Raw genomic sequence first — 23292 nt, 5'->3', positions numbered from 1 at the left:
CCGCACAACATCCTAAAAACTCTTCAGGAGAAGCTCCTATGGTTTGGCAACAGGTCTACGACCCTCTTTCCAACATGTGGCTGTCCACACTGCTTGCGGCCATTCCGGTCGTGGTCATGCTGGTGGGACTGGGCTTTTTGCACATGAAGGCCCATCTGGCGGCCGGCGCCGGGCTGGTTGCCGCGCTGGTGATCGCGGTCTTCGTCTACAACATGCCGGCCGGCATGGCCGGGCGCGCGGCGCTGTTCGGCGGCTTCACCGGGCTGCTGCCCATCGGCTGGATCGTTCTGAACATCATCTTCCTGCACCAGCTGACCGAGAAGAACGGCAGCTTCAAGATCCTGCAGGACTCCATTGCCGGCATCACCGAGGACAGGCGCATCCAGCTGCTGCTGATCGCCTTCGCCTTCGGCGCCTTCTTCGAGGGCGCGGCCGGCTTCGGCACGCCCGTGGCCGTGACGGCGGCCATCCTCATCGGCCTGGGCTTTTCGCCGCTGGCCGCCTCGGGCCTGTCGCTGATCGCCAATACCGCGCCCGTGGCCTTCGGCGCGCTGGGCACGCCGGTGATCACGCTGGCCAAGGTCCATGGCTACGACCTGATGGAGGTCACGGCCATGGTCGGCCGCCAGCTGCCGTTCTTCTCGGTGCTGGTGCCGTTCTGGCTGATCTGGGCCTTTGCCGGGCGCAAGGCCATGATGGAGATCTGGCCCATCATTTTGGTGACCGGCGTGTCCTTCGCCATTCCGCAGTACCTGGTGTCCAACTTCATCGGACCCGAGCTGGTGGACATCATCGCGGCCATCGTCTCCATGGTCTGCACGGTCGGCTTCCTGCGCATATGGCAGCCCAGGACCATCTGGCGCTCGACCTCGCTCAAGGGCCATGAGAGCAGCGGCGGCGAGGCCCAGGCGCCCCGCGCCGTGACCCAGCACCCGCGCGCCGACGTGATCCGCGCCTGGACGCCCTGGGCCATCCTCACGGTCTTCGTCTTCATCTGGGGCCTGCCCTCGGTCAAGGCGGCGCTCAATGGCCTGTTCGCACCGGCCTTTCCCATGGAAGGCCTGCACAACATGGTCGAGAAGGTGCCGCCCGTGGTGCGCCAGCCCACCAAGGAAGGCGCCATCTACACGCTGAACCTGCTGTCGGCCACGGGCACGGGCATCCTGCTGTCGGCCATCGTGGGCGGCCTGGTCATGAAGTACAACCCCGTGCAACTGGTCAGCCAGTTCGTGCGCACCCTCTGGCTGGTGCGTTATTCGCTCATCACCATCGTGCTGATGCTGGCGCTGGGCACGCTGACGCGCTACTCGGGCACCGACACCACGCTGGGCCTGGCCTTCGCCAACACCGGCGTGTTCTACCCCTTCTTCGGCACGCTGATGGGCTGGCTGGGCGTGGCGCTCACGGGTTCGGACACGGCATCGAACGTGCTGTTCGGCGGCATGCAGAAGGTGGCGGCCGAGCAGCTGGGCCTGTCGCCCAACCTCATGGGCGCGGCCAACAGCTCGGGTGGCGTGATGGGCAAGATGATCGATGCGCAGTCCATCGTCGTCGCCTCCACCGCCACGCGCTGGTTCAACCATGAGGGCGACATCCTGCGCTACGTGTTCTTCCACTCCGTCGCCCTGGCCTGCCTGATGGGCATCTTCGTGACGCTGCAGGCCTATGTCTGGCCGTTCCGCCTGATGGTCAATTGAGCCTTGCGCATCTGCGCCAGGCCCCAGCCGCCCGCATGCGCCGGGCGGCTTTTTTGCGCCTGGGGTATGCATCGCTGCATCAACAGATGCGCAGCGGCATTTATGGTTGTACCATGCAACCATATTCAAACCCTGCACGGCCCCAAGGAGCACCCATGCCGCAGCACGATCTTTCCCTGGTGGACGACATCCGCGCCGCCTCGCGCCTGATGGTGCGCGAGCTGGGCTTCATGCAGGCCACGCTGGCGGCCACGGACTATCCGCCCTCGGCCGTGCACGCCATCCTGGAGATCGGCGCGCAGGGGTCCATGGCGGCCTCGCAGCTGGCCCAGGCGCTGGGGCTGGAGAAATCCAGCGTCAGCCGCATGGTGCGCAAGCTGGTGGAGGCCGGCGAGCTGAAGGAAACCGCCGATGGCGAGGACGGCCGCGTCAAGCGGCTGGCCCTCACCGCCAAGGGCCGGCGCACGCTGGCCGCCATCGAGGCCTTCGGGCGCCAGCAGGTGACGGCCGCGCTGGACCGCATGCAGCCGCCGCAACAACAGGCGGTGTCGCGCGGGCTGGCCCTCTACGCTCAGGCACTGCAGGCGCATCGGCAGGAGGAGCCCCTGCCCGCACCCGCGCAGATACAGGTCCTGCCCGGATACCGGCCCGGCTGCATCGGCCGCATCGTGGAAATGCATGCGCGCTTCTATGCACGCCACGCAGGTTTCGGCGTCTTCTTCGAAAGCCGCGTGGCCAGCGGCCTGGCCGAGTTCGCTAGCCGGCTGGACAAACCCTGCAACCAGCTGTGGACGGCGCTGGACGGCGACCGCGTCGTGGGCTCCGTGGCCATCGATGGCGAGGACCTGGCCAAGCACCCCGAGGACCGCCAGGCGCACCTGCGCTGGTTCATCCTGGACGACGGCCTGCGCGGCGCCGGCACGGGGCGCCAGCTGCTGCAGCAGGCCCTGGCGTTCTGCGACCAGCAGGCCTTCGAGGCCACCCAGCTGTGGACGTTCAGCGGCCTGGATGCGGCACGCCGGCTCTACGAATCGTCAGGCTTCACCCTGGCCGAGGAATGGCCGGGCCAGCAATGGGGCGAGACCGTGACCGAGCAGCGCTTCGTGCGGGCTCGGCCCTGATGCTGCCCTGAGGCTGCCCTGTGGCCGCACTGCGGCGTTCAGCGCCCGCCCGCGCGCGAAGCCACCACGCCGGCGCCGCGCACCTCCACCTGCACGCTGTCCAGCACCTGCCCCTTGGCATCGACCAGTTCCAGCCGGTGGCGGCCGGGCCAGGGCATCCAGGCGGCGGCAGCACCCCGGCCGATCTCCTTGGGCGGCGGCTCGGCCGCGCCGGGCGCGGCAGCACTGACCATGCGCCAGCGCAGGCTGGCGTCCTGCCATTCCTGCGTGGCGGCCGTGCCTGCGGGGCGGGCCGACAGCTGCACGCGCTGGCGGTCTGGCGGAATGTCGGGGTCCAGCGCGAGGATGGTGCCGTTGGCCGGGCGCGCAATGCGCACGGGCGAGGCGGCCGAAGTCCCGCGTGTTGATGCGGATGCGGCAGGCAGGCCGCTGCCCGCCATGGCGAACAGGCTCTGCTGCGTGCCTGCCACGAACCATTCGCTGCGCGCGCTCTCCAGCGGCAGGCCCGACGCATCGGGGCCGAAGCGCACGGCCTGCTGCAGCACGCCCGCCGGCGCCTTGGGCGCGCGGCTGGGTGTGCGGGCATGCAGGAAGCCCATCACGGCGGCCCAGACAGGTGCCGCGCCGCTGGTGCCGCTGACCGAGTGCATGGCCTCGCCGCGCGCATTGCCCACCCACACGCCCACGGTGTAGCGCTGCGACCAGCCCACGGCCCAGTTGTCGCGCATGTCCTTGCTGGTGCCGGTCTTGACGGCCGACCAGAAGCGCGTGGCCAGCACGCTGTCCGTGCCGAAGGTGGGCGCGCGCGCCATGGGATCGGACAGGATGTCGCCCACGATGAAGGCCGCGCGTGCGTCGATGGCCTGCACGGGCGCAGCCGGCTTTTGCGCTGCGGTCCCGGCACCCGGGGGCTGCGCCGCCCAGCGCACGGGCGTCAGCTGCCCGCCGTTGGCCAGGGCGCGGTAGGCGTTGGTGAGCTGCAGCAGCGGCACCTCGGCACTGCCCAGCGCCAGGCTGAAGCCGTGGTAGCCGCCGCTTTCGCGCAGCGGCAGGCCCAGGCGCTGCAGTTGCGAGAAGAAGGCATCGGGCGTGACCATGACCAGGGTGCGCACAGCCGGCACGTTGAGCGACGACGCCAGCGCCGTGCGCGCCGAGACCCAGCCCTTGAAGCGCCGGTCGTAGTTCTGCGGGATGTAGAGCCCGTTCTGCGTGGGAATGTGGGCCGATGAATCCTCGATCAGCGAGGCCGCCGTCAGCCGCCGCTCGGCAATGGCCTGGGCGTAGAGAAAGGGCTTGAGCGTGGAGCCGGGCTGGCGCATGGCCGTGACGCCATCCACCTCGGCCGCCTGGCTCAATTCGCCCGACGAGCCCACCCAGGCCAGCACCTCGCCCGTGGCGTTGTCCAGCACGACGATGGCGCCGTCCTCCACGTTGCGGCCCTGCAGCTCGCGCAACTGCTGCTGCAGGCTTTGCACGGCAAAGCGCTGCACGGGCGCGCTCAGCGTGGATCGCACGCGCGCCTGGCCTTTGGACTGCGGCTCGGCCAGCAGGCGGCGCGCCAGGTGGGGGGCCTGGCCTTCGCTGGCCGCCCATTGCCGGCGCAGCAGCACGCTGGCGGTGAGCAGTTCCATGGCCGTGCAGTCGCGCGCCGCCGCATCCTCGGGCGCCAGCGACTGCAGCACGCCGCAGGCGCGCCGGCCCACGCGCTCGGGCGAGGCGTTGGGGGCACGCACCAGGGCGGCGGCAATGGCGGCCTCGCGCGCGTCCAGCCCGTGCGCGGCCTTGCCGAACAGGGTGCGCGACAGCGCATCGATGCCCACGATCTCGCCCCGGAAGGGCACCAGGTTCAGGTAGGCCTCCAGGATCTGGTCCTTGCGCCAGCGCCGGTCCAGCACCTGGGCCGACACGGTCTGGCCCAGTTTCTGCACCACGCTGCGCCCGCCCGGGCCCTGGCGCCAGTCACCGTCGAGCAGCCCCGCCAACTGCATGGTGATGGTGCTGGCGCCGCGCGTGCGCTGGTTCCAGAGGTTGCCCCAGGCGGCGGAGGACACGGCGGCCCAGTCCACGCCGCTGTGCTCATAGAAGCGCTTGTCCTCGCTGAGCACCAGGGCCGTGCGCAGCGCGGGCGAGATGTCGGCCAGGGCCACCCAGTCGCCACGGCGCACGCTGGCGTCGGTGCGCTGGCGCTGCAGCACCTCGCCCTCGCGCGAGAGCAGTTCGGTCTCGGAGGAGCGGTGGCCTTCGCGGACCTCGGAAAAGCTGGGCAGCGCCTGAGCGGCACCGGCCGCCGCGAACAGCAGCGCGGCCGCCAGGGCCGCGCGGGGAAGACGCATGAAGGGAGAAGGTCGCCGGGATTCGATCATGGAGCCGGCATTGTCCGCCTTTGCACCAGCGGCTCAGGAAGAATGGCGTATGCCCTTCTTGAGCTTGAAGGACAGCAGCACCATGAGCACGCCGAAGACCACCGCATACGTGGCCAGCACCCAGAGCATGGCCATCATGCCCGCGCCCGGCTGGGCCAGCACGAAGGCGCCGAACAGCACGGACAGCACGCCGCCCAGGATCAGCAGCCACTCGCCCGTGATCTCCTTGCGCAGTCGCACGGCGGCCACGATCTGCAGCAGGCCCGTGACCAGGGCCCAGGCGCCGATGTACAGCGTCATCACCAGCGCCGTGACGCCGGGCGCGACCACGGTGAGCACGCCCACCACCACGCCGGCCAGGCCCCACAGCAGCAGCACCCACCAATGGCGCATCTGGTCGCGCCCCTGGATGGCCGAATACACGCCCAGCAAACCATCGACAAAGGTGAAGGCGCCGAAGGTCAGCACCAGCGCCGCCAGCGATACCGCCGGCTGGGCCCAGGTCAGCACGCCGAAGGCGATGGCGACCAGGCCGCGCAGCAGCAGCACCCACCAGGTGCGGTGAAGAATCGTGGACAGCGGATTGGGGCTCATGGATGCTCCTTCAAAACAGTCCCCATGACCTTGGAGCAGGCCCGCCACCCTGTCTGTAGGCCGAGGCCGGCTTGGCGGCGGACCCTGACCTGGATCAATCCAGCTGCAGCAGCACGGGCTGGTGGTCCGAGAGCCTTGTGTCGCTGTCAACGGCCCAGCCACGCACATGGCCGCGCAGGCTGTCGCTGACCCAGGCGAAATCGCAGGCGCCGGGCTCGGGGCCCCACTGGCGGTCGAACAACCGGAAGGTGGGCGGCTGGGGCTGGTCCGGGTGCAGCACGCTCCAGCTGTTGTGCCATTGGCCTGCGCTCAGGGCGCCCTGCTCGCCGGCCGCCCAGGGGGCGGACAGGCCGGCGTATTCGTCCTCGTGCGGCTCGAAGTTGAAGTCGCCGCAGAGCACGGCATGCGGCGTGTGCGGCTTGGTCTGCTGGGGCGAGCCGTCGCTGGCGGGCTGGGGCGGCGCCTCGGCCTGGCCCAGGGCCTCGATCTGCAGGAAACGCAGCGCCAGCGCCTGGGCCATGCGCTGGCGGCGCGAGAAATATTCGAGGTGGGTGCTCATCACGCGCACGGGGCCCAGTGCGGCATCCATCACGGTCACTGCCGTGCAGCAGCGCGGCATGCTGCGCACGCCGCCATCGTGCGGATACGGCAGGCGGTGGTGGGCCACCTGCAGAGCAGGCAGGCGCGTGGCCACCAGGTTGCCGAAGCGCTGCCGGCCCACGGCCGTGAATTCGTCCACGGCCGCGCCGAAGAAGACCTTCCAGCCTTCGGGAAGGGCCTGGCGGATCTGCTCCACCTGGTCGCCGGGCGCGCCCTGCAGGCCCGGATAGTGGATGGCGATTTCCTGCAGGCACAGCACGTCGATATCGGCCATGGACAGCGCATGCGCCACGATGCGCTCCGGGTCCATGCGGCCGTCCAGGCCCAGGCACCATTGGGTGTTCCAGGTGAGGATCTGCATCATGCGGACAGCGGCTCGCGCAGCTGGAACAGGTTGCCTTCGGGGTCCATGGCGTTGCACACGCGAAAGCCCGGGCCCAGCCAGGACTGCTCCCACAGCTGGCCGCCATGGGCGATGACCAGGGGGCGCACGGCCGCAAAGCTTTTCACGGTGGCAAAGAACTTGATGGCCACGTTCTCGCGCGGCTGGGGTGGCTCGGTGATGGTGATGTGCCGCGCAATCGCCTCGGGAATGGCGTGCAGCACCAGTTGCAGGTCCGGCGACTGCAGCACCATGAGCTCGCTCGTGTGGTGCAGCATGCGCATGGCCAGCACCTCCATGTAGAACAGCGCCAGCCTGTCGGGCTGCTTGGCGTAGATGAACAGGCCGGCGCTAGCGGGTCCGGACATGGTGAACCTCGGCATTGAAAGCAGGGAAGAGTGACTTTAGCACCGCCGTCACTTGATTCCCGCACGCATGAAGCTCTGCACGAACTGGCGCTGGAACAGCACGAAGGCCACCAGCAGCGGGCCCGAACTCATCAGCGTGGCGGCCGTGATGGTGGCCCACTCCACGCCAGACTCCACGCTGGAGAACACCTGCAGCCCCACGGTAAGCGGCCGTGCCTGCACGCTGTTGGTGATGATCAGCGGCCACAGGAAGTTGTTCCAGTGAAAGCTCACCGACACCAGCGCAAACGCCAGGTACACGGGCCGCGCCAGCGGCACGTAGACGCGCCACAGGATCTGCAGGGTGCTGGCACCCTCCACCCGCGCGGCCTCGTCCAGTTCCCGGGGAATGCCCAGGAAGGTCTGGCGCAGCAAAAAGATCGCAAAGGCCGATGCGAAGTACGGCAGGCCTATGCCCAGCAGCGTATCGACGGCGCCCAGTCGCGACACGGTCTGGTAGTTCGCCACCAGCAGGATGTCCGGCATGATCATCAGCTGCACCAGCACCAGCGCAAAGGCCAGGCCCTGGCCGCGAAAGCGGTAGCGTGCAAAGGCATAGGCCGCCAGCGTGCCCAGCACCAGCTGGGCCGCCAGGATCATGGCCACCAGCACGGCCGTGTTCAGGAAATAGCGCGCAAAGGGCGCGGCCTGCCAGGCACGGCGAAAGTTCTCCAGCGTCCAGGGCGCGGCCAGGTCGAAGCGTGCCGAGTATTCGGGCGGATGGAAGGCCGTCCAGAACGCATAGGCCAGCGGCAATATCCACAGCAGGGCCAGCAGCCAGGCAGCCAGCGTGTCCAGCCAGGTGGCGCCGTACAGCGCGGGCGGCGCATGGCGCGGGGCAATGGGTGCGGCGCTCATTGGTAGTGCACCTTCTTGTCGAGCACGAAGAACTGCAGCAGCGCCACAGCCGCCAGCACCACGACCAGCACCACGGTGATGGCCGCCGCATAGCCCGTGTCCCAGAACTTGAAGCCCACTTCGTACAGGTGGTAGAGCAGCAGCGTGGAGGCGTTGTCCGGCCCGCCGCGCGTGAGGATGAAGAGATGGTCCACCAGGCGGAAGGCATTGATCACCGCGTTGACCAGCACGAACAGCGTGGTCGGCATCAGCAGCGGCCACTGCACGCGGCGCAGGAAGTACCAGCGCGAGGCGCCTTCGATGGCCGCAGCTTCCCTGAGGCTGGGGTTGAGCGTCTGCAGCGCGGCCAGGTAGAAGATCATGAAAAAGCCCGCCTCCTTCCACACCGCCACCACGGTCACGCAGGCCAGCGCCGTGGACGGGTCGCCCAGCCAGTTGTGCGCGGGAAGGCCCACTGCGCCGCGCAGCTGCTCCAGCAGCCCGTACTGCGGCGTGTAGAAGAACAGCCAGATGTTGGCCACGGCAATCATGGGCAGCACCGTGGGCGTGAAATACGCCATGCGCACGAAGGCGCGGCCGGCCAGCCTCTCGTTGACCCACAGCGCCATGGCCAGCGCCAGCGCCATGGACAGCGGAATCGTGGCCGCCGCAAACCACAGGTTGTTGCGCACGGCCTGCCAGAACACCGGGTCGTCCACCATGACGGCGTAGTTCTCCAGCCCCACCCACGGCCCCGGCTGGCCGCCGCGCGGCGTGGCATGCAGGCTGTCGATCAGCGTGGCCACGGCCGGCCAGTGCGTGAACGCCACCAGCAGCACCAGCGCCGGCAGCAGCATCAGCCAGGCATGGACGGCCTGGCGGCCGCGGACAAGGGAGGCGGGGGCGGAGCTCATGCGGTCAGCGGCACTGCGCCATCACTTGTAGCGGCGCAGGATGCGGTCGGCCTCCCTTTGCGCATCCTGCAGGGCCTGGGCCGAGGTCTTGCTGCCGTTGAGGGCGGCCTGCACGGCGTCGTTGAGCACCTTGGTCACGCGCTGGTTCTCATGCGTGGAGAACTCGGCCACCGACACGGGCAGCTGGTCGCGCGCCACCAGGGCCTGCGGGAAGTCCTGGCCGTACTTCTTGAGCGCGGGCGTGTCATAGGCGGCGGGCGAGACGGCCACGTAGCCGCTGTCCATGCTCCACTGCGCGGCCAGCGGGGGCTGGGTGACCCACTTCATGAACTGGAAGGCCGCCTCCTGCTGCTCCCTGGGCGCCTTCTTGAACAGGTAGAAGTTGCCCCCGCCCGTGGGCGAGCCCTTGCGCACATTGCCTGCGATCTGGCCCACGCCGAAGTCGAATTTGGCATTGGCACGGATATTGGTCAGGTTGCCCGTGGTGGTGACGATGATGGCGGCCTTCTTTTCCATGAAGTCCTTGGGCGTCGTGCCCCACTCCACCACGCCGGCCGGGTGCACGCCTTCCTTGACCAGGCCCACCCAGTAGTCCAGCGCCTCCACTACCTTGGGGCTGTCCAGCGTGACCTGGGTGCCGGCCTCGTTGGCCAGCAGCACGTCATTGGGCGTGGTCAGGGTCTGCAGCATCCAGTAGGCAAAGCCGGTGGACGGGATCTGGATGCCGTACTGCACGACCTTGCCGCTGGCGTCCTTCTTCGTCAGCCTGTGGGCGGCTTCCTTGAGTTCCTTCCAGTTCTGCGGCGCCTTGTTCGGGTCCAGGCCGGCTTCCTTGAAGGCTTCCTTGTTGTAGTACATGACCACGGTGGAACGCTGGAAGGGCACGCCCCAGGTCTTGCCGCCCGCCTGGCTGTTGGCCATGAAGGCCGGGTAGAAGCCTTTGAGCCAGGCCCGGTCGGCATCGGTCTTCACGAAGTCGTCGATGGGGGCGATGGCGTCCTCGTCGATCAGCGTGAACATGTCGGTGGACAGCAGCACCGAGGTGGCCGGCGGCTTGCCCGACTTGTGGGCCGTCAGCGCCTTGACGATGGTCTCCTGGTAGGTACCCGCATAGACGGGCGTGATCCGGTACTGCGGATGGGCCTTGTTGAACTCGGCCGCATAGCCGTCGATCACCTTGGTGATGGGGCCGCCCACGGCCACGGGAAAGTAGAACGGCACCTCCAGCGGCGTCTGTGCGCTGGCGGTGTGCAGCAGGCCCGTGGCGGCCAGGGCGGCAGCGGCTGCGAGGGTTTTGAGGAAGGCATGGCGTTGCATGGCGGACTCTCCTGGAAGGTGCTTCGGGTGCGAAAGCCGGAACGGCTGAAACGGTGGAACTGCGGAGGAAGATAGGAGCGGTGCCACGGCCTCAGGCCGTGCAGCGCCGCCCCTGTTCGTCAAAGAAATGCGTGGCCTCGCGCGCCCAGCGCAGGCCCACGAGCTGGCCCGGCTGCAGGCCGCCGAGCTGGCTGCCAGCGGTGCGCACCATCAGTTGTTCGCTGCCCACGCGGCAGCGCAGCACCAGGTCGGCGCCCAGGTATTCGAGGCTCTCGATGTCGGCAGCCACCACGGGGCCGCTGCCGACATCGCCATGGAGCGACAGGCGCATGTCCTCGGGCCTGACGCCCAGCCAGCGCGCCTGGCCCGGCTGCTGCAGGCCGGCGGGCGCGGCGCTGGCATGGCTGCCCGCGATGTGCAGGCCGTCGAGGCGTGCGATGTTCATGGCCGGCGTGCCGATGAAGCGCGCGGCAAAGGTGGTGGCGGGCCGGCGGTAGATCTCCTGGGGCTCGGCGCACTGCTCCACGCGCCCCTGGCTGAGCAACACCACCTGGTCGGCCATGCCCATGGCCTCAGCCTGGTCGTGCGTGACATAGACCACGGTCAGGCCCAGGCGCCGCTGCAGCTCGCGCAGCTCGGTGCGCATTTCCTGGCGCAGCTGGGCGTCGAGGTTGGACAGCGGCTCATCCATCAGGCAGACCCGGGCGCGGGCCACCAGGGCGCGGCCCAGCGCCACGCGCTGCTGCTGGCCGCCCGACAGCTGGCCGGGCCGGCGCGCCAGCAGCGCGTCCAGGCCCAGCAGCGCGGCGGCCTCGTCGATGCGCCGGCGCGCCTCGGCCGCCGGGACCTTGCGCACGGACAGGCCGAAGCCGATGTTCTGCGCCACCGTCAGGTGCGGGAACAGCGCGTAGTTCTGGAACACCATGGCAATGCCGCGCCGTGCGGGCGGCAGTTGGGTGACGTCCTGCCCATCGATGCGCACACGGCCCGAGGTGGCGCTTTCCAGGCCCGCGATGATGCGCAGCGTGGTGGACTTGCCGCAGCCCGAGGGACCGAGCAGCACGCAAAAGGATCCGGGTTCAATGCGCAGATCCAGCGCCTGCAGTGCCGTGGTGCCGCCCCAGGACTTGGCAACACCTTCCATCTCGATCAAGGACATCACGCCAGTCTAGGAAGGCTGTGTGACAGGCCCGTGTCGCGCCACCGGACTGGCGGCTCAGGCAGCTCAGGCAGCTCAGGCAGCTCAGGCAGCAGGGTGCCGTCTGTGCCAGTCCGTGGCCTGCTGGAACGCCCAGCCCGCGCGCACCAGCAGGTCTTCGCGGAAGTCGGGGGCCACGAACTGGAAGGCCACGGGCGCGCCATCGGGAGTGCGTCCGCCGGGCAGCGTGATCGTGGGGCTGCCCGTCAGGTCGAACGGGCAGGTGTAGCGCAGCATGCCCGAGAACAGCTCGGCATCGGAGCCGAAATGCGCCATGCGCTGCAGCGTGGGGGCCGCAAAGGCCGTGGCGGGGACCAGCAGCAGGTCCACCTGCGCGAAGAGTGCGCGTACCCGGCCCGTGAAGTCCGCGCGGCGCAGCAGCAGCCGCTGGTAGTCGGTGGCGGACAGGCCCAGCCCCAGGTCGATCAGCCCGGCGAGCCCGGGGCCATAGGCCTCGCGCCGTGCAGGGAACGTGGCGCCGTGCGCCACGGCGGTCTCCGCCGCGCACAGCGCCGGCCAGTCCTCCACCGCCTGGGTGGCATCGGGAAAGCGGACCTCCTGCACGCTGGCCCCCAGGCGTTGCGCCACCGCCAGGGCCTGCTCCACCGCCTGGCGGGAGGGGGCATCCACGCCGTCCAGTGCCCATTGCCGGTCCATGCCCAGGCGCAGGCCGGAGAATCCGCGCGTCATCATGGCCAGATAGTCGGGCACGCTGCACTGGCTGGCCGTAGGGTCCAGCGGGTCCGCCCCGGCGATGGCCGCGAGCATGGCTGCGGCATCGGCGGCACTGCGCGCCATCGGGCCTATGTGGTCCAGGGACGCGGCCAATTCGAAGGCGCCGTGGCGGCTCACCCTGCCCCAGGTGGGCTTGAGCCCCGTGATGCCGTTGGCGGCCGATGGAAAGCGGATGGAACCCCCGGTGTCCGTGCCCAGCGATCCGAAGCACAGCCCCGCCGCCGTGGCCACGCCCGAGCCGCTGGACGAGGCCCCGGGCCATAGCTGGGCGCCCCAGGGGTTGACGGGGGCAGTGATCTCGGGATGGTGGTCGGCGAAGGCGCCTTCGGTCTGCTGCAGCTTGCCCAGGATGACGGCGCCGGCCTCGCGCAGCCTGCGCACCACGGTGGCATCTTCCGTGGGGCGATGGTCGCGGTGCAGCGTCATTCCATGCGTGGTGGGGACGCCCCGGGTCCACAGCAGGTCCTTGAGCGCCAGCGGCACGCCGTGCAGCGCACCGCGGCAGCGGCCCTGCGCGATCTCGGCGTCGGCGCGGCGGGCGTCCTCCAGCGCCTGCTGCGCCATCACCGTCACGTAGCTGTGCAGCCGCGCGTCCACGGCCTCGATGCGCGCCAGCATGTGGCGGGTCACCTCTTCAGAGGAAATGCGGCGGGACTGGATCTCGCGCCCCACCTCCAGCAGTTCGAGATGGTGCAGTTCGCTGTCGTTCATGGCATGTCTCCCGGCGCCCGGCTCCGGGGCGCCACCGTTGTTGCACTGGAAAAGCCGCACGGGACGCACGGCAGGCCCATGCTAGGGAGCCGGCGGCACGCACGCTTGTTCGGGAGGGTCAGCGACCTTGCTCAGGCGGCCAGCAGGCTGCGGGGCGTGCAGCCGAACGCCTTGCGAAAGGCTCGGCTGAAGTGCGCCGCATCGGAGAATCCATGCGCGAAGGCCGCCTCGGTCACGCTGGAGCAGCGCCCCTGCAGCAGGGCCTGGCGGCTGGCCTGCAACCTCAGCTGCCATACCAGGCCCATGGGCGTCTGGTTGTGCCGCGCGAAGGCCCGCGTCACGGTACGGGGCGAGACGTTGTGCTGCTGCGCCAGCCATTGCAGCGACAGCTCGGGCGAGCCCAGGTTGTCCTGGATGAACGCCTGGATGCGGCCATGCAAGTCCCTTTCCGCGCGGGGTTGCACGGCCATTTCCTGCATCTCCAGCGCCAGGGCCAGCACGTCGAGCAGCGCCATGCCGAAGCGCTGCGCCAAGGCATCACCGTGCGGCGCAGGCGGCATGGCCATGGCCTCGCCGAGCATGGCCCGCAGCGGCGCCACGGCCGGGGCATGGCCATGCAGCGCCCGGCCCGCGTGCAAGGGTGCACGGGCAAAGCGATTCAACAATTCGCTGCGCGGAATGCGCATCAGCAGGATATCGCGGGGCGCCACCGAGAATTCGAAAGGCTGCGCAGCGTCATAAAGCACCAGATTGCCCGCACTCAGCCGGGCCACTTGCCCGCCCTGGCGCACCTCGGCCTGGCCCTGGAGCAGATAGCCCAGCCACAGCTCGTCGCGGGCATGCAGGCGCAGGTGGGCTGCGTTGCGCACCCAGCGGTGGCTGGGCGCCGACATGGCACTGATCTCCAGCAGTCCCAGGGACCGCACGGACAGCGTGGCCCCGAAGCCGCCGGGACCTGCACCATCCCCCTGCGCGCGGTGGCTGTCGGCCGGGATGCAGTGGCGGCAGACCACCTCGTGCCAGTAGTCGAAACGATGGCGTGGCTCCTGCGAATGGGTGGAGTATTCGAACTGCATGGCAGCGCCCAGTATCCGCAGGCGGCCGCCGGCTGGCACCCCGGTGTTTACCCAAAGGCCCGGGGTGCCGCGACGGCGGCGCTGCGCAGCACGGCTCAGCTGTGACCCGGAGCCCGGTTCAGCAGATGCGTGCGCTGGTCGGCGCTCAGCGACAGGTAGCGCTCGTAGTGGCGCAGGATGTCGGCGATGACTTCCTCGCTGCGCAGGTACTGGATGTCGTGGCCCAGGCGACCGTCCTCGAAGAACGTGATGGGCTCGTAGACATGGCGCCGCTCCTGCTCGCTGGCCGCCTCGCTCACCAGGAAGGTAGGCACCGTGCGGCGCGTGGCGCGCACGCCGTAGACGAAGTCGCGCAGCGAGGGATCGGGCACGGTCAGGCGCACGGCGCCCTCGCCGTCCAGGTCCTCGGTGACCACCGCCTCGACGCCGCGCTTGTGCATTTCGGCTGCCACCTCGTTCATGGCCGGCAGCACCACGCCGGCCAGGAACCTGCGCACATCGGCGCGCGAGGGCTGGTGCACGATCTGCTCCAGGCGCTTGCGCCAGTGCTGGCCGCTCCAGAAGCTGGTGGCCGGAGCCAGGTCGGGCGAGAAGTGCGCGCGGTCGGCCAGCAGGCCGCGCCACAGCCCGTAGCACAGCGCCAGCATGATGACGGCCACCGGCAGGGCCGCCACCAGGGTCATGGCCTGCAGCGCCTTGAGGCCGCCGGCCAGCATCAGCACCATGGCTGTCGCGCCCAGCACGGCAGCCCAGAACAGCCGCTGCCAGACCGGCGAACGCGCATGGCCGCGCGAGGCGATGTTGTCCACCACGAAGGCCCCGGAGTCCGCCGAGGTGACGAAGAACACCGCGATGAGCACGATGGTGAGCCAGGCCACGGGCTTGAACCAGGGCAGGTACTCGAAGAAGCGGAACAGCAGCGCATCCACGTTCGAGGCCGTCTGCCCCAACGCGCCCATGGCCACGTGGGTGTCTATCCAGATGGCGCTGTTGCCGAAGGCCGTCATCCACAGCAGGTTGAAGGCCGTGGGCACCAGCAGCACGCCGGTCACGAACTGGCGGATGGTGCGCCCGCGCGAGATGCGTGCGATGAACATGCCCACGAAGGGCGACCAGGAGATCCACCAGGCCCAGTAGAGGATGGTCCAGCCGCCGAACCAGCCTTCCTGGCTGGGCGGCTCGTAGGCAAAGGTGCGGAACGACAGCTGCACCAGGCCAGACACGTAGTTGCCGATGTTCTCGCTCAGCGCCTCGAACAGGAAGACCGTGGGCCCGGCGACGATGACGAAGGCCAGCAGGATGAAGGCCAGCATGAGGTTGAACTCGCTCAGGCGCCGCACCCCTTTGTCCAGGCCCGAGACGGCAGACAGCCCGGCCAGGCAGACCACGATGACGATGACCGCGATGCGGAAAGCCGCCGCAGAGGTATCCCAGCCCGTGAGGGTGTGCAGGCCGGCGGCCAGCTGCAGCGCGCCGTAGCCCAGCGTGGTGGCGATACCCGCGATGGTGCCCACCAGCGCGAAGGCATCCACGCTGTGGCCGATGGGGCCGTTGATGCGCTTGCCCAGCAGCGGGTACAGGCCCGAGCGCATGGTCAGCGGCAGGTTGTAGCGAAAGCCGAAGTAGGCCAGCACCAGGCCCATGGTCCCGTAGACGGCCCAGGCATGGAAGCCCCAGTGGAAGAAGGTGGACTGCAGGGCCTCGCGTGCGGCGGCCGGCGTGGAAGGCACGGCCGTGGGCGGCTTGAGGAAATGCTGCAGCGGCTCGCCCACGCCGAAGTACATCAGGCCGATGCCCATGCCGGCGGCGAACAGCATGGCGGTCCAGGAGATGAAGCTGAACTCGGGCTCCGCATCATCGGGACCCAGGCGGATATCACCGAAACGGCTGGACGCGACGAAGATCAGAAAGACCAGGAACAGCGTGACCGAGACGGCATAGAACCAGTCCATGTGCCCCACCACCCAGGCCTGGGCGCTGGAGAACAGCCGGTCGGCACTGTCGGGCATGAAGCCGCAGTACAGCAGCAGCAGGCCCAGCACCAGCAGGGAAGGAATGACGACGGGGCCCGAGAACGTGATGCGCGGTGCAGGCTCTGCAGGCGATGGCGTGGCCGCCTGCGGCGCATCCGGTGGCGGAGCCGCCGGTGGCGCCGTGCGGGGATCGGTGTTCATGTCTGGCATAGACCCTCTCTCTCTTGTGATCAATGGTGTGCCCGGGAACCGATTCGCAATGGTGGCGGCCTTGCCCTTGTGGGGCGGGCCGCGTTCCCTGCTCGGGGTATGTCCGCCGGGCAAAGGCCGCAAGTATCGTGACTCTTCGCGTCTGCCCGCGTCGGACGCAGGCCCTGAAGGCTTCCGTTTTGCTGACGTGATGCCTTCAGGCCAGGTCAGCCGGCCAGCTTGGCCACCACGGCCGGGGCGATGACGCGGTGGGCCGGCGCCACGCCCAGCATGTAGATACGGCCCAGGGCATTGTGCACATGGACCACGGTGGACATGGCGGCGGTGAAGGTGGCGGACGGCGCGCCCTCGGGGCCGGGCAGCCGCATGAGGGAGACCTGCACGTCCAGGTGCCGGTCGCTGTCGCCCAGCACCACTTCGCTGTCGCTCAGCGCATGGATGCGGAAGATGCCGGCGCGGTCGCCTACGCGGTAGCTGGATGCGGCGCGCTGCGCGTCCACGCCGCTGAGCGTGCCCAGGTCCTTGATGCCGAAGGGCGCCACCACGCGGTTGCGCAGGCGCATCAGAAAGTCGATCCAGCCCGGCGTGCGGCCCACGCAGCGCAGGTACAGCGCCATGGGGCTGCTGCCGTCGTCCGGCAATTGCAGCTGGTAGCTGTCGTGGAAATAGGCGGTCTTGAGGCGGTCCTGCAGGGCACTGCCTGCGGGAACCGGGGAGAGGATGACTTGTGCCATGGAGCGAAGGGTGATGAAAAAGGGGGCGGTCCTGCAGCCATCATAGGCCGCAGGGCCGCCCCCTTGTCAGGGCGCCATCAACGCTGCATCAGCGCTTGTCGCCCACCTTGATGCGGGCGTTGGGAACCTCGCCGAACATCTCGGGCGCATACAGCGCCTCCACCCGCGTGGGCGGCAGCGCGAAGTCGCCGGCATTGTTCAGCCGCACGGTGTACTCCACGCGCGTATTGCCCTTGGGCAGGTACTGGTAGTAGGCGCGGTAGGCCTCGAAGCTGCGCTCTTCATAAGCCAGCCAGCCCGCGCCTTCTGCGCGCTCGCCGCCCGAGGCGATCTCCGAGTCGCGCCCCAGACCGCCGCCCAGGATGGTGGCGCCCGTGGGCACGGGGTCGGTGATGGCCACCCAGGTCATGTCGGTGCGGGCCTGCACCTCCAGCGTGACGCGCAGCACGTCGCCGCGCGAGTACTGGCCTGCGGGCAGGCTCTTGTCGGCCTGCTCCACGGGCTTGACCGTGCGCGTGACGGTGTAGCCGGCGCTGAACGGCGCCTTCAGCTGCACAGCCGCTACCGACTGCAGCGTGAGCCAGGGCTTGCCGGTGCCCTGCTGGGTCACCGTCAGCTGGCCCTTGCGGGCATCACCCACCGCGCTCCAGGGCAGGAACATGGTGTTGTTGCGCAGGCCGCCGACCACCGTGGTCGCGCCGAAGCTGGACGCCTGGTGGGCTGCGCCCTCGGTGTCGCTGGCGCGCATGCGCGTGACCTGGCTCCACTCCACGCGGGCCTGGGACGCACCCAAAGCCGCCTGGGTGGCGCCCGTCACGGGCGTGGCCTCGAACTGCTGCGAGAAGCGCTGCAGTGCCAGCGCCCCCCACAGGTTGGCCGTGGTTGTGCCCCAGGCACCGTTGCTCTGGCGCGAGATGAAGCCGTTGGCCAGGCGCGGCAGCTCTTCCTTCCACGTCGGGTCGTCCATGTTGACCAGCATCAGGCGGGCCAGGTTGACCTCGGGGCCCTGCATCAGCCACCACCACTGGTCGTCCTGCTCGTTGCTGAAGGCCACGCGCGTGCCCTGGTAGCTCAGGCGGGCGCGCAGGATCTGCTGGGCCTGGGCCAGCTGCTGTTCGCGCTGGGGCAGCTCGCGCATGTGCTTGAGCAGGGCCACCCAGTCGATGACGGCATGCGTGGGCCAGTCGTTGGGCGCGATGGTGATGCTGTCGAGCATGCGCGGATTGGCGCGGCCCGTCAGCGCCAGCGCCTGGATGGCGGCCAGCTTGCGCATGTCCAGGTCCTTGCGCGGGCTCCAGAAGCTGCGCTGGATGCGGCCTTCGACGAAGGCGATCAGGCCGTTTTCCATGCGCTCGCGCTCGGCCGCCGGCAGCACGAAGCGCTTGTCCACGCCCTGCGCCAGTGCCGAGAGGTTGAGCAGGTGGGCCGTCAGCGTATCGCTGCCGCGGGCCGCACGGCCCGAGCCGTCGCCGGCCAGCGGGAAGTAGCTGGCCAGGCCGTCGCTGTCCAGGTAGCTGGGCAGCTGGCCCATGGTGGACTGCCACAGCGTGGCGTCGCTCATGCCCACGGCCTTGCTGGTGACCTGCTCCAGGCAGCTGTAGGGATAGCGCGCCCACCAGTCGCGCACGCCCGGCAGGCCTTCGGCCAGCTTGGGCGCCAGCGACATGCGCAGGCCGCCGCGGCCGGCCAGCGCGTCGGCCGGCAGCTGCACGGGCAGGTTGATGCTGCCATCGACCTGCATCAGCGTGCCCTGCTGCACCGTCAGCGGCACGGCCGGGATGATGCGCTGGCTGACTTTCAGCCTGTCGCTGGCGGGCTTGTCGCCACCTGCGGTGTCACGGGCCTCGATCTCCCAGATCAGCGACTCGGCGCGGGTCTGGCCCAGCTGGGCCGGGGCGGTGACGTTCCAGCCCACCTCGCGCGCCTCGCCCGCGGGAATCTCCACGGTCTGCGCTGCCAGCTCCAGCAGCGTGGCGCGCGGCGTGACCTGCACCTTCATGGCCTTGGCCGAGGTGTTGCGCAGCGTGACCATGGCACGGAACTGGTCCTCCTCGCGCACCAGCGGCGGCAGGCCGCTGATGATCTGCAGGTCCTGGGCCGTGCGGATGGGCGCCTGGCCCGTGCCGAACATCGACACGCCATGGTCGGCCACCGCCACCACCTGGAAGGTGGTCAGCGAGTCGTTGAGCGGCACGCTGACCTGGGCCTTGCCCTGGGCGTCCAGCACCACGCTCGGATTCCACAGCAGCAGCGTCTCGAACAGCTCGCGCGTCTGGCTGCGGCCACCGCCGCCGCCAGCGGCCACGGCCTTGCGGCCGTAGTGGCGCCTGCCGATCACCTCCATCTGCGCGGTCGAGGTCTGCACGCCCCACTCGCGGCGGCGCAGCATGGCGTCGGCCAGCTGCCAGCTGGTGTTGGGCATGAGCTCCAGCAGGGCCTGGTCCACGACCGCCAGCGCCACCTCGGCGCCAGCGGCGGGCTTGCCGTCGGGCAGCGTGGCGCTGATGGTGACCTTGGCGGTGCCGCGCACCTGGTAGCTGGCCTGGTCGGCCGTGACCTTGACGTCGATGCGATGGGCCTTGGTGCCCACGCGGATCTCGGCCATGCCCAGGCGGTAGGCGGGCTTGGACAGATCGACCAGGGCCGTGGGCGCGATGTACTCCTTGCCCTCGTGCCAGAAGGCATTCCACCACTCGCGCGGCGCCTTGAAGCCCCAGGTGAAGAAGCTGTACCAGGGCACCTCGCGCAGCCGCCCGCGCAGGGCCAGCACGCTCACGTAGACGTTGGGCCCCCAGTCGGGCTGGACCTTCAGCTCCACGGTGGGGTTCTGGCCATTGAGCTGCATGACCTGGGTGCTGACGATGCCTTCGCGTTCCACGGCGACCAGGGCCGTCGCATAGCGGAAGGGCATGCGCACCTGGAAGCGCGCGGTCTCGCCGGGCTCGTAGCTGCGCTTTTCGGGCAGCACGTCCATGCGGTCATGGTCCTCGCCGCCGAACCACAGTTCGCCCTGGCGCGTGACCCAGACGCTGGAGGCGGCCTGGGCGGGCCGGCCGTCCTTGTCGGAGGCGGTGACGATCAGCTCGACCTCGCCGGGCTGCGACAGCTGGGCCTCGCACTGCACCATGCCCTGGGCATCGCTGTTGCCCGTGCACACCGTGCCCATGGATTGGAGCGTGGTCTGGTTGTCGTAGCTGTAGAAGCCCCCCACCAGGCGCTTGCGGCTGCTGGTGGTGACGCGGGAGATGGCCTCGACCTTGACCGGCACGCCGGCCTGGGGCTTGCCGTCCACGCCCAGGGCCAGCGCCTGGAACTGCAGCTTGCGGCCCGTGGTGATCCAGCTTTCGGCGCGCACGCCGGCCACGATGGCCGCGGGCCACAGCATCTGCGTGCTGCGCAGGGTCTGCACCTCGCCATTGGGGTCGGCATAGGTGGCCTCGATCAGCAGCTCGCGCGGCTCGCGCAGCTTGGGCAGGTTCTCGATCTTGAGCTTGCCCAGTCCTTCACGGTCCAGCGTCACGGGCAGCTTGTCGGCCACCACCTTGCTGTCCTGGGAGGCCGTGGCCTCCTCGTCATCGCTCTGGCCCGTGTCCTGGGCGCTGCGCGGTGCCGAGAAGCTGAAGCCCTGCCAGTCGCTGCGGTCCATCCAGGTGGAACGCACCAGGGCGGACACGCGCACCGGCAGGTTGGCGGCCGGGCCGCCGGAGACGTAGTTCACCTGCACCTGCACCGGCAGGCTGGAGACGCCGACCAGGGCCTGCTTGCCTTCGGGTCCCACACGGCCTTCGAGCACGGGCAGGCGGAATTCCTCGACACGGAAGCTGCCCGTGCCGAAGCGGTTGTTGCGCCCGCGCGAGCCGTTGCCCTCGCCGCGCAGCTCCACCGAATACGAACCCAGCTTGGCGCCCTTGGGCACGGAGAAGCTGTTTTCCGCACTCAGACCGCCCGTGCCCGTGGAACGCCACTGCAGCGGCTGCGTGTACTGCTGGCCGCTGCCTTCATGGGTGATGACCAGTTGCGTGGGCCGCTGCTCGGGCAGCGCAAAGCCGCCCTGCCCCTGGCCGATGCCGGTCTGGGTGCGCATCAGGTGCTTCATGGACACGGTCTCGCCGGCGCGCAGCAGCGTGCGGTCGAAGATGGTGTGGGCCACCTCGTCGCGCTGGGCGCTGCGGCTGGTGGGCACGTTGAAGCGCCAGGACTCGATGCCGCGCTGCCAGTCGGTCCAGGTGAAGGCCAGCTCCTGCTGGCCGTCCTTGCCCTGGGCGCGTGCGCTGACGAAGTAGGCCGGCGAGCGGTAGCCGACACCGCCCGTGCACTGGGGCGGCTCGGGCGACAGGCCGTCCAGGCGGGCCACGCCGCTGGCATCGGTGGTGGCCGAGGTCAGCACCTTGCCATTGCAGTCGGAGACCTGGACCCTGGCATTGGCCACGGCCTGGCCCTTGTCCAGCGTGGTGACCCAGGCGGCCGCGTTCTCGCGGCCGAGCTTGAAGTGCACGGAAAGGTTGGTCACCAGGGCCGAGGTGCGCACATACATGCTGCGCGCCGAGCCGTAGCGCTCGTCGAGCAGCGACTGCCCCAGCAGCGGCGAGGCGATCTCGACCACATGAAAGCCCGGCGTGAGCGGAATGCCCACCACCTCGAATGGGCGCGGATCGCCCTTGACGGGCTTGGGCAGTTCCAGCGTCTTGACGTCGCCCTGGCCGGCCAGCAGCGACAGCATGCGCGTCTGCACATAGTCGCGGTTTTCGTTGTCGATCACGGGCGGCAGCGGGCCCTTGATGTCGCGCGAGGCGCGCTTGCGGTCCATGTCGGAGGACTCGTAGTCCGCCACGCGGCGCATCCAGGCGATGATCTCGGCATCGCTGCCGGGCTGCTTGGTGCTCACGCGGCTGGCATCCAGGGACCTGGTGGCCAGCTCGGACTCCACATTGCGCAGCGTCACGGGCAGCAGGGCCGGGCCGTCCGGGCCTTCGGCGTAGCGCTCGACGATGCCGAAGGGCGAGGCCGCGAACTTGGCCAGCGGCGGCAGCGCGCCCGTGGCCACCTGCAGCGGGAACATGTCGGCATTGCTCAGGCTGCGGCCTGCCGCGTCCTTGAACTGCGGAGGCAGCTCCACCGTGTAGCGCGCCTGGGCCTGCATGGTGGCCGGGAAGCTCAGGTTCTGCACCAGCGAATCCTCGCTGAGCTTTTCGCCGTATTCGCCGTCAATCACGGGCGCCACCTTGGAGGCGCCGCTGCTCAGGCGAATGCCCTCGGCCAGCTTGCGCGGCACGGGGGCATTGAAGTTCAGGCGCATGGGGCGGATCGGCAGGCAGGCGGCCTGGGCGTTCTCGCGCTCGCAGCTGAACTCGGCGGCGAAGGGCTCGCGCACGCGGTACTCGAAGCGCTTGTCCTGGCGGCTGGCCACGCCGTTGGGCGTGGCAATGCCGGCGCCGAAGACCAGCTTCATGGTCGTGCCCGCCGTCAGGCGGCGGTTGCAGGCCAGCGTGGCGTACTGCAGCGGGTTCTTGGCAGCGGCCTTGTCCCAGCCGCGGTGCTTGAGCAGCTCGTCGCGCTCCTTGCCTTCGATCAGGCGCACGGGAATGCGCTCGCCCACGCCTTCGGCCGTGCACCACATGTGCTGCTGCAGGCTTTGCACGGTGGCCGGGCCCGACAGGCGCAGCGCGAAGTACTGCTCCTCGTCGATCTGTTCATAGGTGTCGGGTGCCATGTCCAGCACGGCCGGGCCGCCGGTCTGGAACTGGTAGCTGGCAGCGCCCGTCACGGCCGTGCCCGCAGGCGACTTGTAGCCGGCCACCAGCTGGGCCGTGCAGCGCACGCCGGGCGGCAGGGCCTGCTTGAAGTCGAACACCCATTCGCGGTCGCTGTTCCAGCGGCCCGTGCCCTGGGTGGCCGCCGCATCGCTGCAGCTGAGCGTGACCGGCGCGGCGGCCTTGGGGTCGCCAAAGCGCACGGCCGTGCCATCGAACTGCACCACCACCTGCTCGACCTTGGCCACCTCTCCCTGCGGGCTGAACTGGCGCACGCCCACGGCCTGCGCCGCCAGCGCCGCCGATCCCAGCAGCAGGCCCAAACCCCACCGGCCCCAGGGCCGGCCGTGCGCCGGCGGACTCTGGAACCCCTTGATCGCTGTCGTGCGAAGCACCCCCATGGCAATCCCTTCTGTCGGGCTCAGATGGCCCGGTGTTTTCTTGGAATGAGCAGGCTTTCAGCGCTGCGGCGCGCGCCGTGCACGGTGCACGGGCCGCAAATGAAAAACCCTGCGCTGCAGGCAGGGCTCGGCGGCAAGGGCTGCAACGAGGCAGATGCCCGCCGCCCGCATGCGCCGAATGCAGGGCCGCATCCGCTGCGGCTGAAAACCACTGCGCGGGATGATACCGGGCCGCATCCGCTGCAGGCCCTGCTGCGGGTGCCCGGAACCGG

At 69.5% G+C, this 23292-nt stretch carries 15 protein-coding genes; 2 read left to right on the top strand and 13 right to left on the bottom strand.

Annotation, left to right across the window (positions count from 1 at the left end; all coding sequences use genetic code 11):
- Positions 1 to 38 precede the first annotated feature (38 nt).
- Together PO605_RS15155 and PO605_RS15150 are read left to right on the top strand one after the other, a co-directional pair.
- Positions 39 to 1697 carry an L-lactate permease gene (locus PO605_RS15155; RefSeq protein ID WP_016447838.1) on the top strand — a complete coding sequence of 553 codons (1659 nt, stop codon included), beginning with the start codon at positions 39 to 41 and terminating at the stop codon, positions 1695 to 1697.
- A 155-nt stretch (positions 1698 to 1852) separates the two neighbouring features.
- Positions 1853 to 2818, top strand: coding sequence for a bifunctional helix-turn-helix transcriptional regulator/GNAT family N-acetyltransferase (locus PO605_RS15150; protein WP_047469248.1), 966 nt, complete (start codon positions 1853 to 1855; stop codon positions 2816 to 2818).
- Between the two features lie 38 nt (positions 2819 to 2856).
- On the opposite strand, the gene pbpC is transcribed toward PO605_RS15150, so the two are convergent.
- From pbpC to PO605_RS15085, 13 genes are all read right to left on the bottom strand, one after another.
- Positions 2857 to 5181 carry a penicillin-binding protein 1C gene (pbpC, locus tag PO605_RS15145; protein ID WP_442874717.1) on the bottom strand — a complete coding sequence of 775 codons (2325 nt, stop codon included), beginning with the start codon at positions 5179 to 5181 and terminating at the stop codon, positions 2857 to 2859.
- 33 nt (positions 5182 to 5214) lie between these two features.
- Positions 5215 to 5775: an HdeD family acid-resistance protein gene (locus PO605_RS15140; RefSeq protein WP_012207099.1), complete on the bottom strand. Its 561-nt coding sequence runs from the start codon at positions 5773 to 5775 to the stop codon at positions 5215 to 5217.
- Between the two features lie 94 nt (positions 5776 to 5869).
- Positions 5870 to 6739, bottom strand: a complete 870-nt coding sequence (locus PO605_RS15135) for an endonuclease/exonuclease/phosphatase family protein (RefSeq protein ID WP_047473987.1) — start codon at positions 6737 to 6739, stop codon at positions 5870 to 5872.
- Positions 6736 to 7125: a glyoxalase/bleomycin resistance/dioxygenase family protein gene (locus PO605_RS15130; RefSeq protein WP_016447842.1), complete on the bottom strand. Its 390-nt coding sequence runs from the start codon at positions 7123 to 7125 to the stop codon at positions 6736 to 6738. Before PO605_RS15130 ends, PO605_RS15135 begins: the two co-directional genes overlap by 4 nt.
- Positions 7126 to 7173: 48 nt before the next feature.
- On the bottom strand, positions 7174 to 8022 hold the full coding sequence (locus PO605_RS15125) for a carbohydrate ABC transporter permease (protein ID WP_047473986.1): 849 nt from the start codon (positions 8020 to 8022) through the stop codon (positions 7174 to 7176).
- Complete coding sequence (locus PO605_RS15120) at positions 8019 to 8915, bottom strand: carbohydrate ABC transporter permease (protein ID WP_047473985.1); 897 nt, start codon at positions 8913 to 8915, stop codon at positions 8019 to 8021. Before PO605_RS15120 ends, PO605_RS15125 begins: the two co-directional genes overlap by 4 nt.
- 21 nt (positions 8916 to 8936) lie before the next feature.
- Positions 8937 to 10232: an ABC transporter substrate-binding protein gene (locus PO605_RS15115; RefSeq protein ID WP_017404195.1), complete on the bottom strand. Its 1296-nt coding sequence runs from the start codon at positions 10230 to 10232 to the stop codon at positions 8937 to 8939.
- Between the two features lie 91 nt (positions 10233 to 10323).
- Positions 10324 to 11391 (bottom strand): ABC transporter ATP-binding protein, encoded by a 1068-nt coding sequence (locus PO605_RS15110; RefSeq protein ID WP_272206579.1) that lies wholly within the window; start codon positions 11389 to 11391, stop codon positions 10324 to 10326.
- A gap of 84 nt (positions 11392 to 11475) precedes the next feature.
- The gene (locus PO605_RS15105; RefSeq protein ID WP_272206578.1) at positions 11476 to 12876 is read right to left on the bottom strand and encodes an amidase; all 1401 of its coding nucleotides are present in this window, start codon (positions 12874 to 12876) and stop codon (positions 11476 to 11478) included.
- A 131-nt stretch (positions 12877 to 13007) separates the two neighbouring features.
- On the bottom strand, positions 13008 to 13952 hold the full coding sequence (locus PO605_RS15100; RefSeq protein WP_047473087.1) for a helix-turn-helix domain-containing protein: 945 nt from the start codon (positions 13950 to 13952) through the stop codon (positions 13008 to 13010).
- 95 nt (positions 13953 to 14047) lie between these two features.
- Positions 14048 to 16135, bottom strand: a complete 2088-nt coding sequence (locus PO605_RS15095) for a BCCT family transporter (protein ID WP_047473084.1) — start codon at positions 16133 to 16135, stop codon at positions 14048 to 14050.
- A gap of 206 nt (positions 16136 to 16341) precedes the next feature.
- On the bottom strand, positions 16342 to 16869 hold the full coding sequence (locus PO605_RS15090) for a DUF2867 domain-containing protein (RefSeq protein WP_047473083.1): 528 nt from the start codon (positions 16867 to 16869) through the stop codon (positions 16342 to 16344).
- An 88-nt stretch (positions 16870 to 16957) separates the two neighbouring features.
- Positions 16958 to 23020 carry an alpha-2-macroglobulin family protein gene (locus PO605_RS15085; protein WP_272206577.1) on the bottom strand — a complete coding sequence of 2021 codons (6063 nt, stop codon included), beginning with the start codon at positions 23018 to 23020 and terminating at the stop codon, positions 16958 to 16960.
- Positions 23021 to 23292 lie beyond the last annotated feature (272 nt).

The organism is Delftia sp. DT-2 (genome assembly GCF_028401915.1).
GTDB lineage: Bacteria > Pseudomonadota > Gammaproteobacteria > Burkholderiales > Burkholderiaceae_C > Comamonas > Comamonas tsuruhatensis.
Note: the sequence above shows the minus strand (reverse complement) of the source record. Positions and strands in the feature narration are given on the sequence as shown.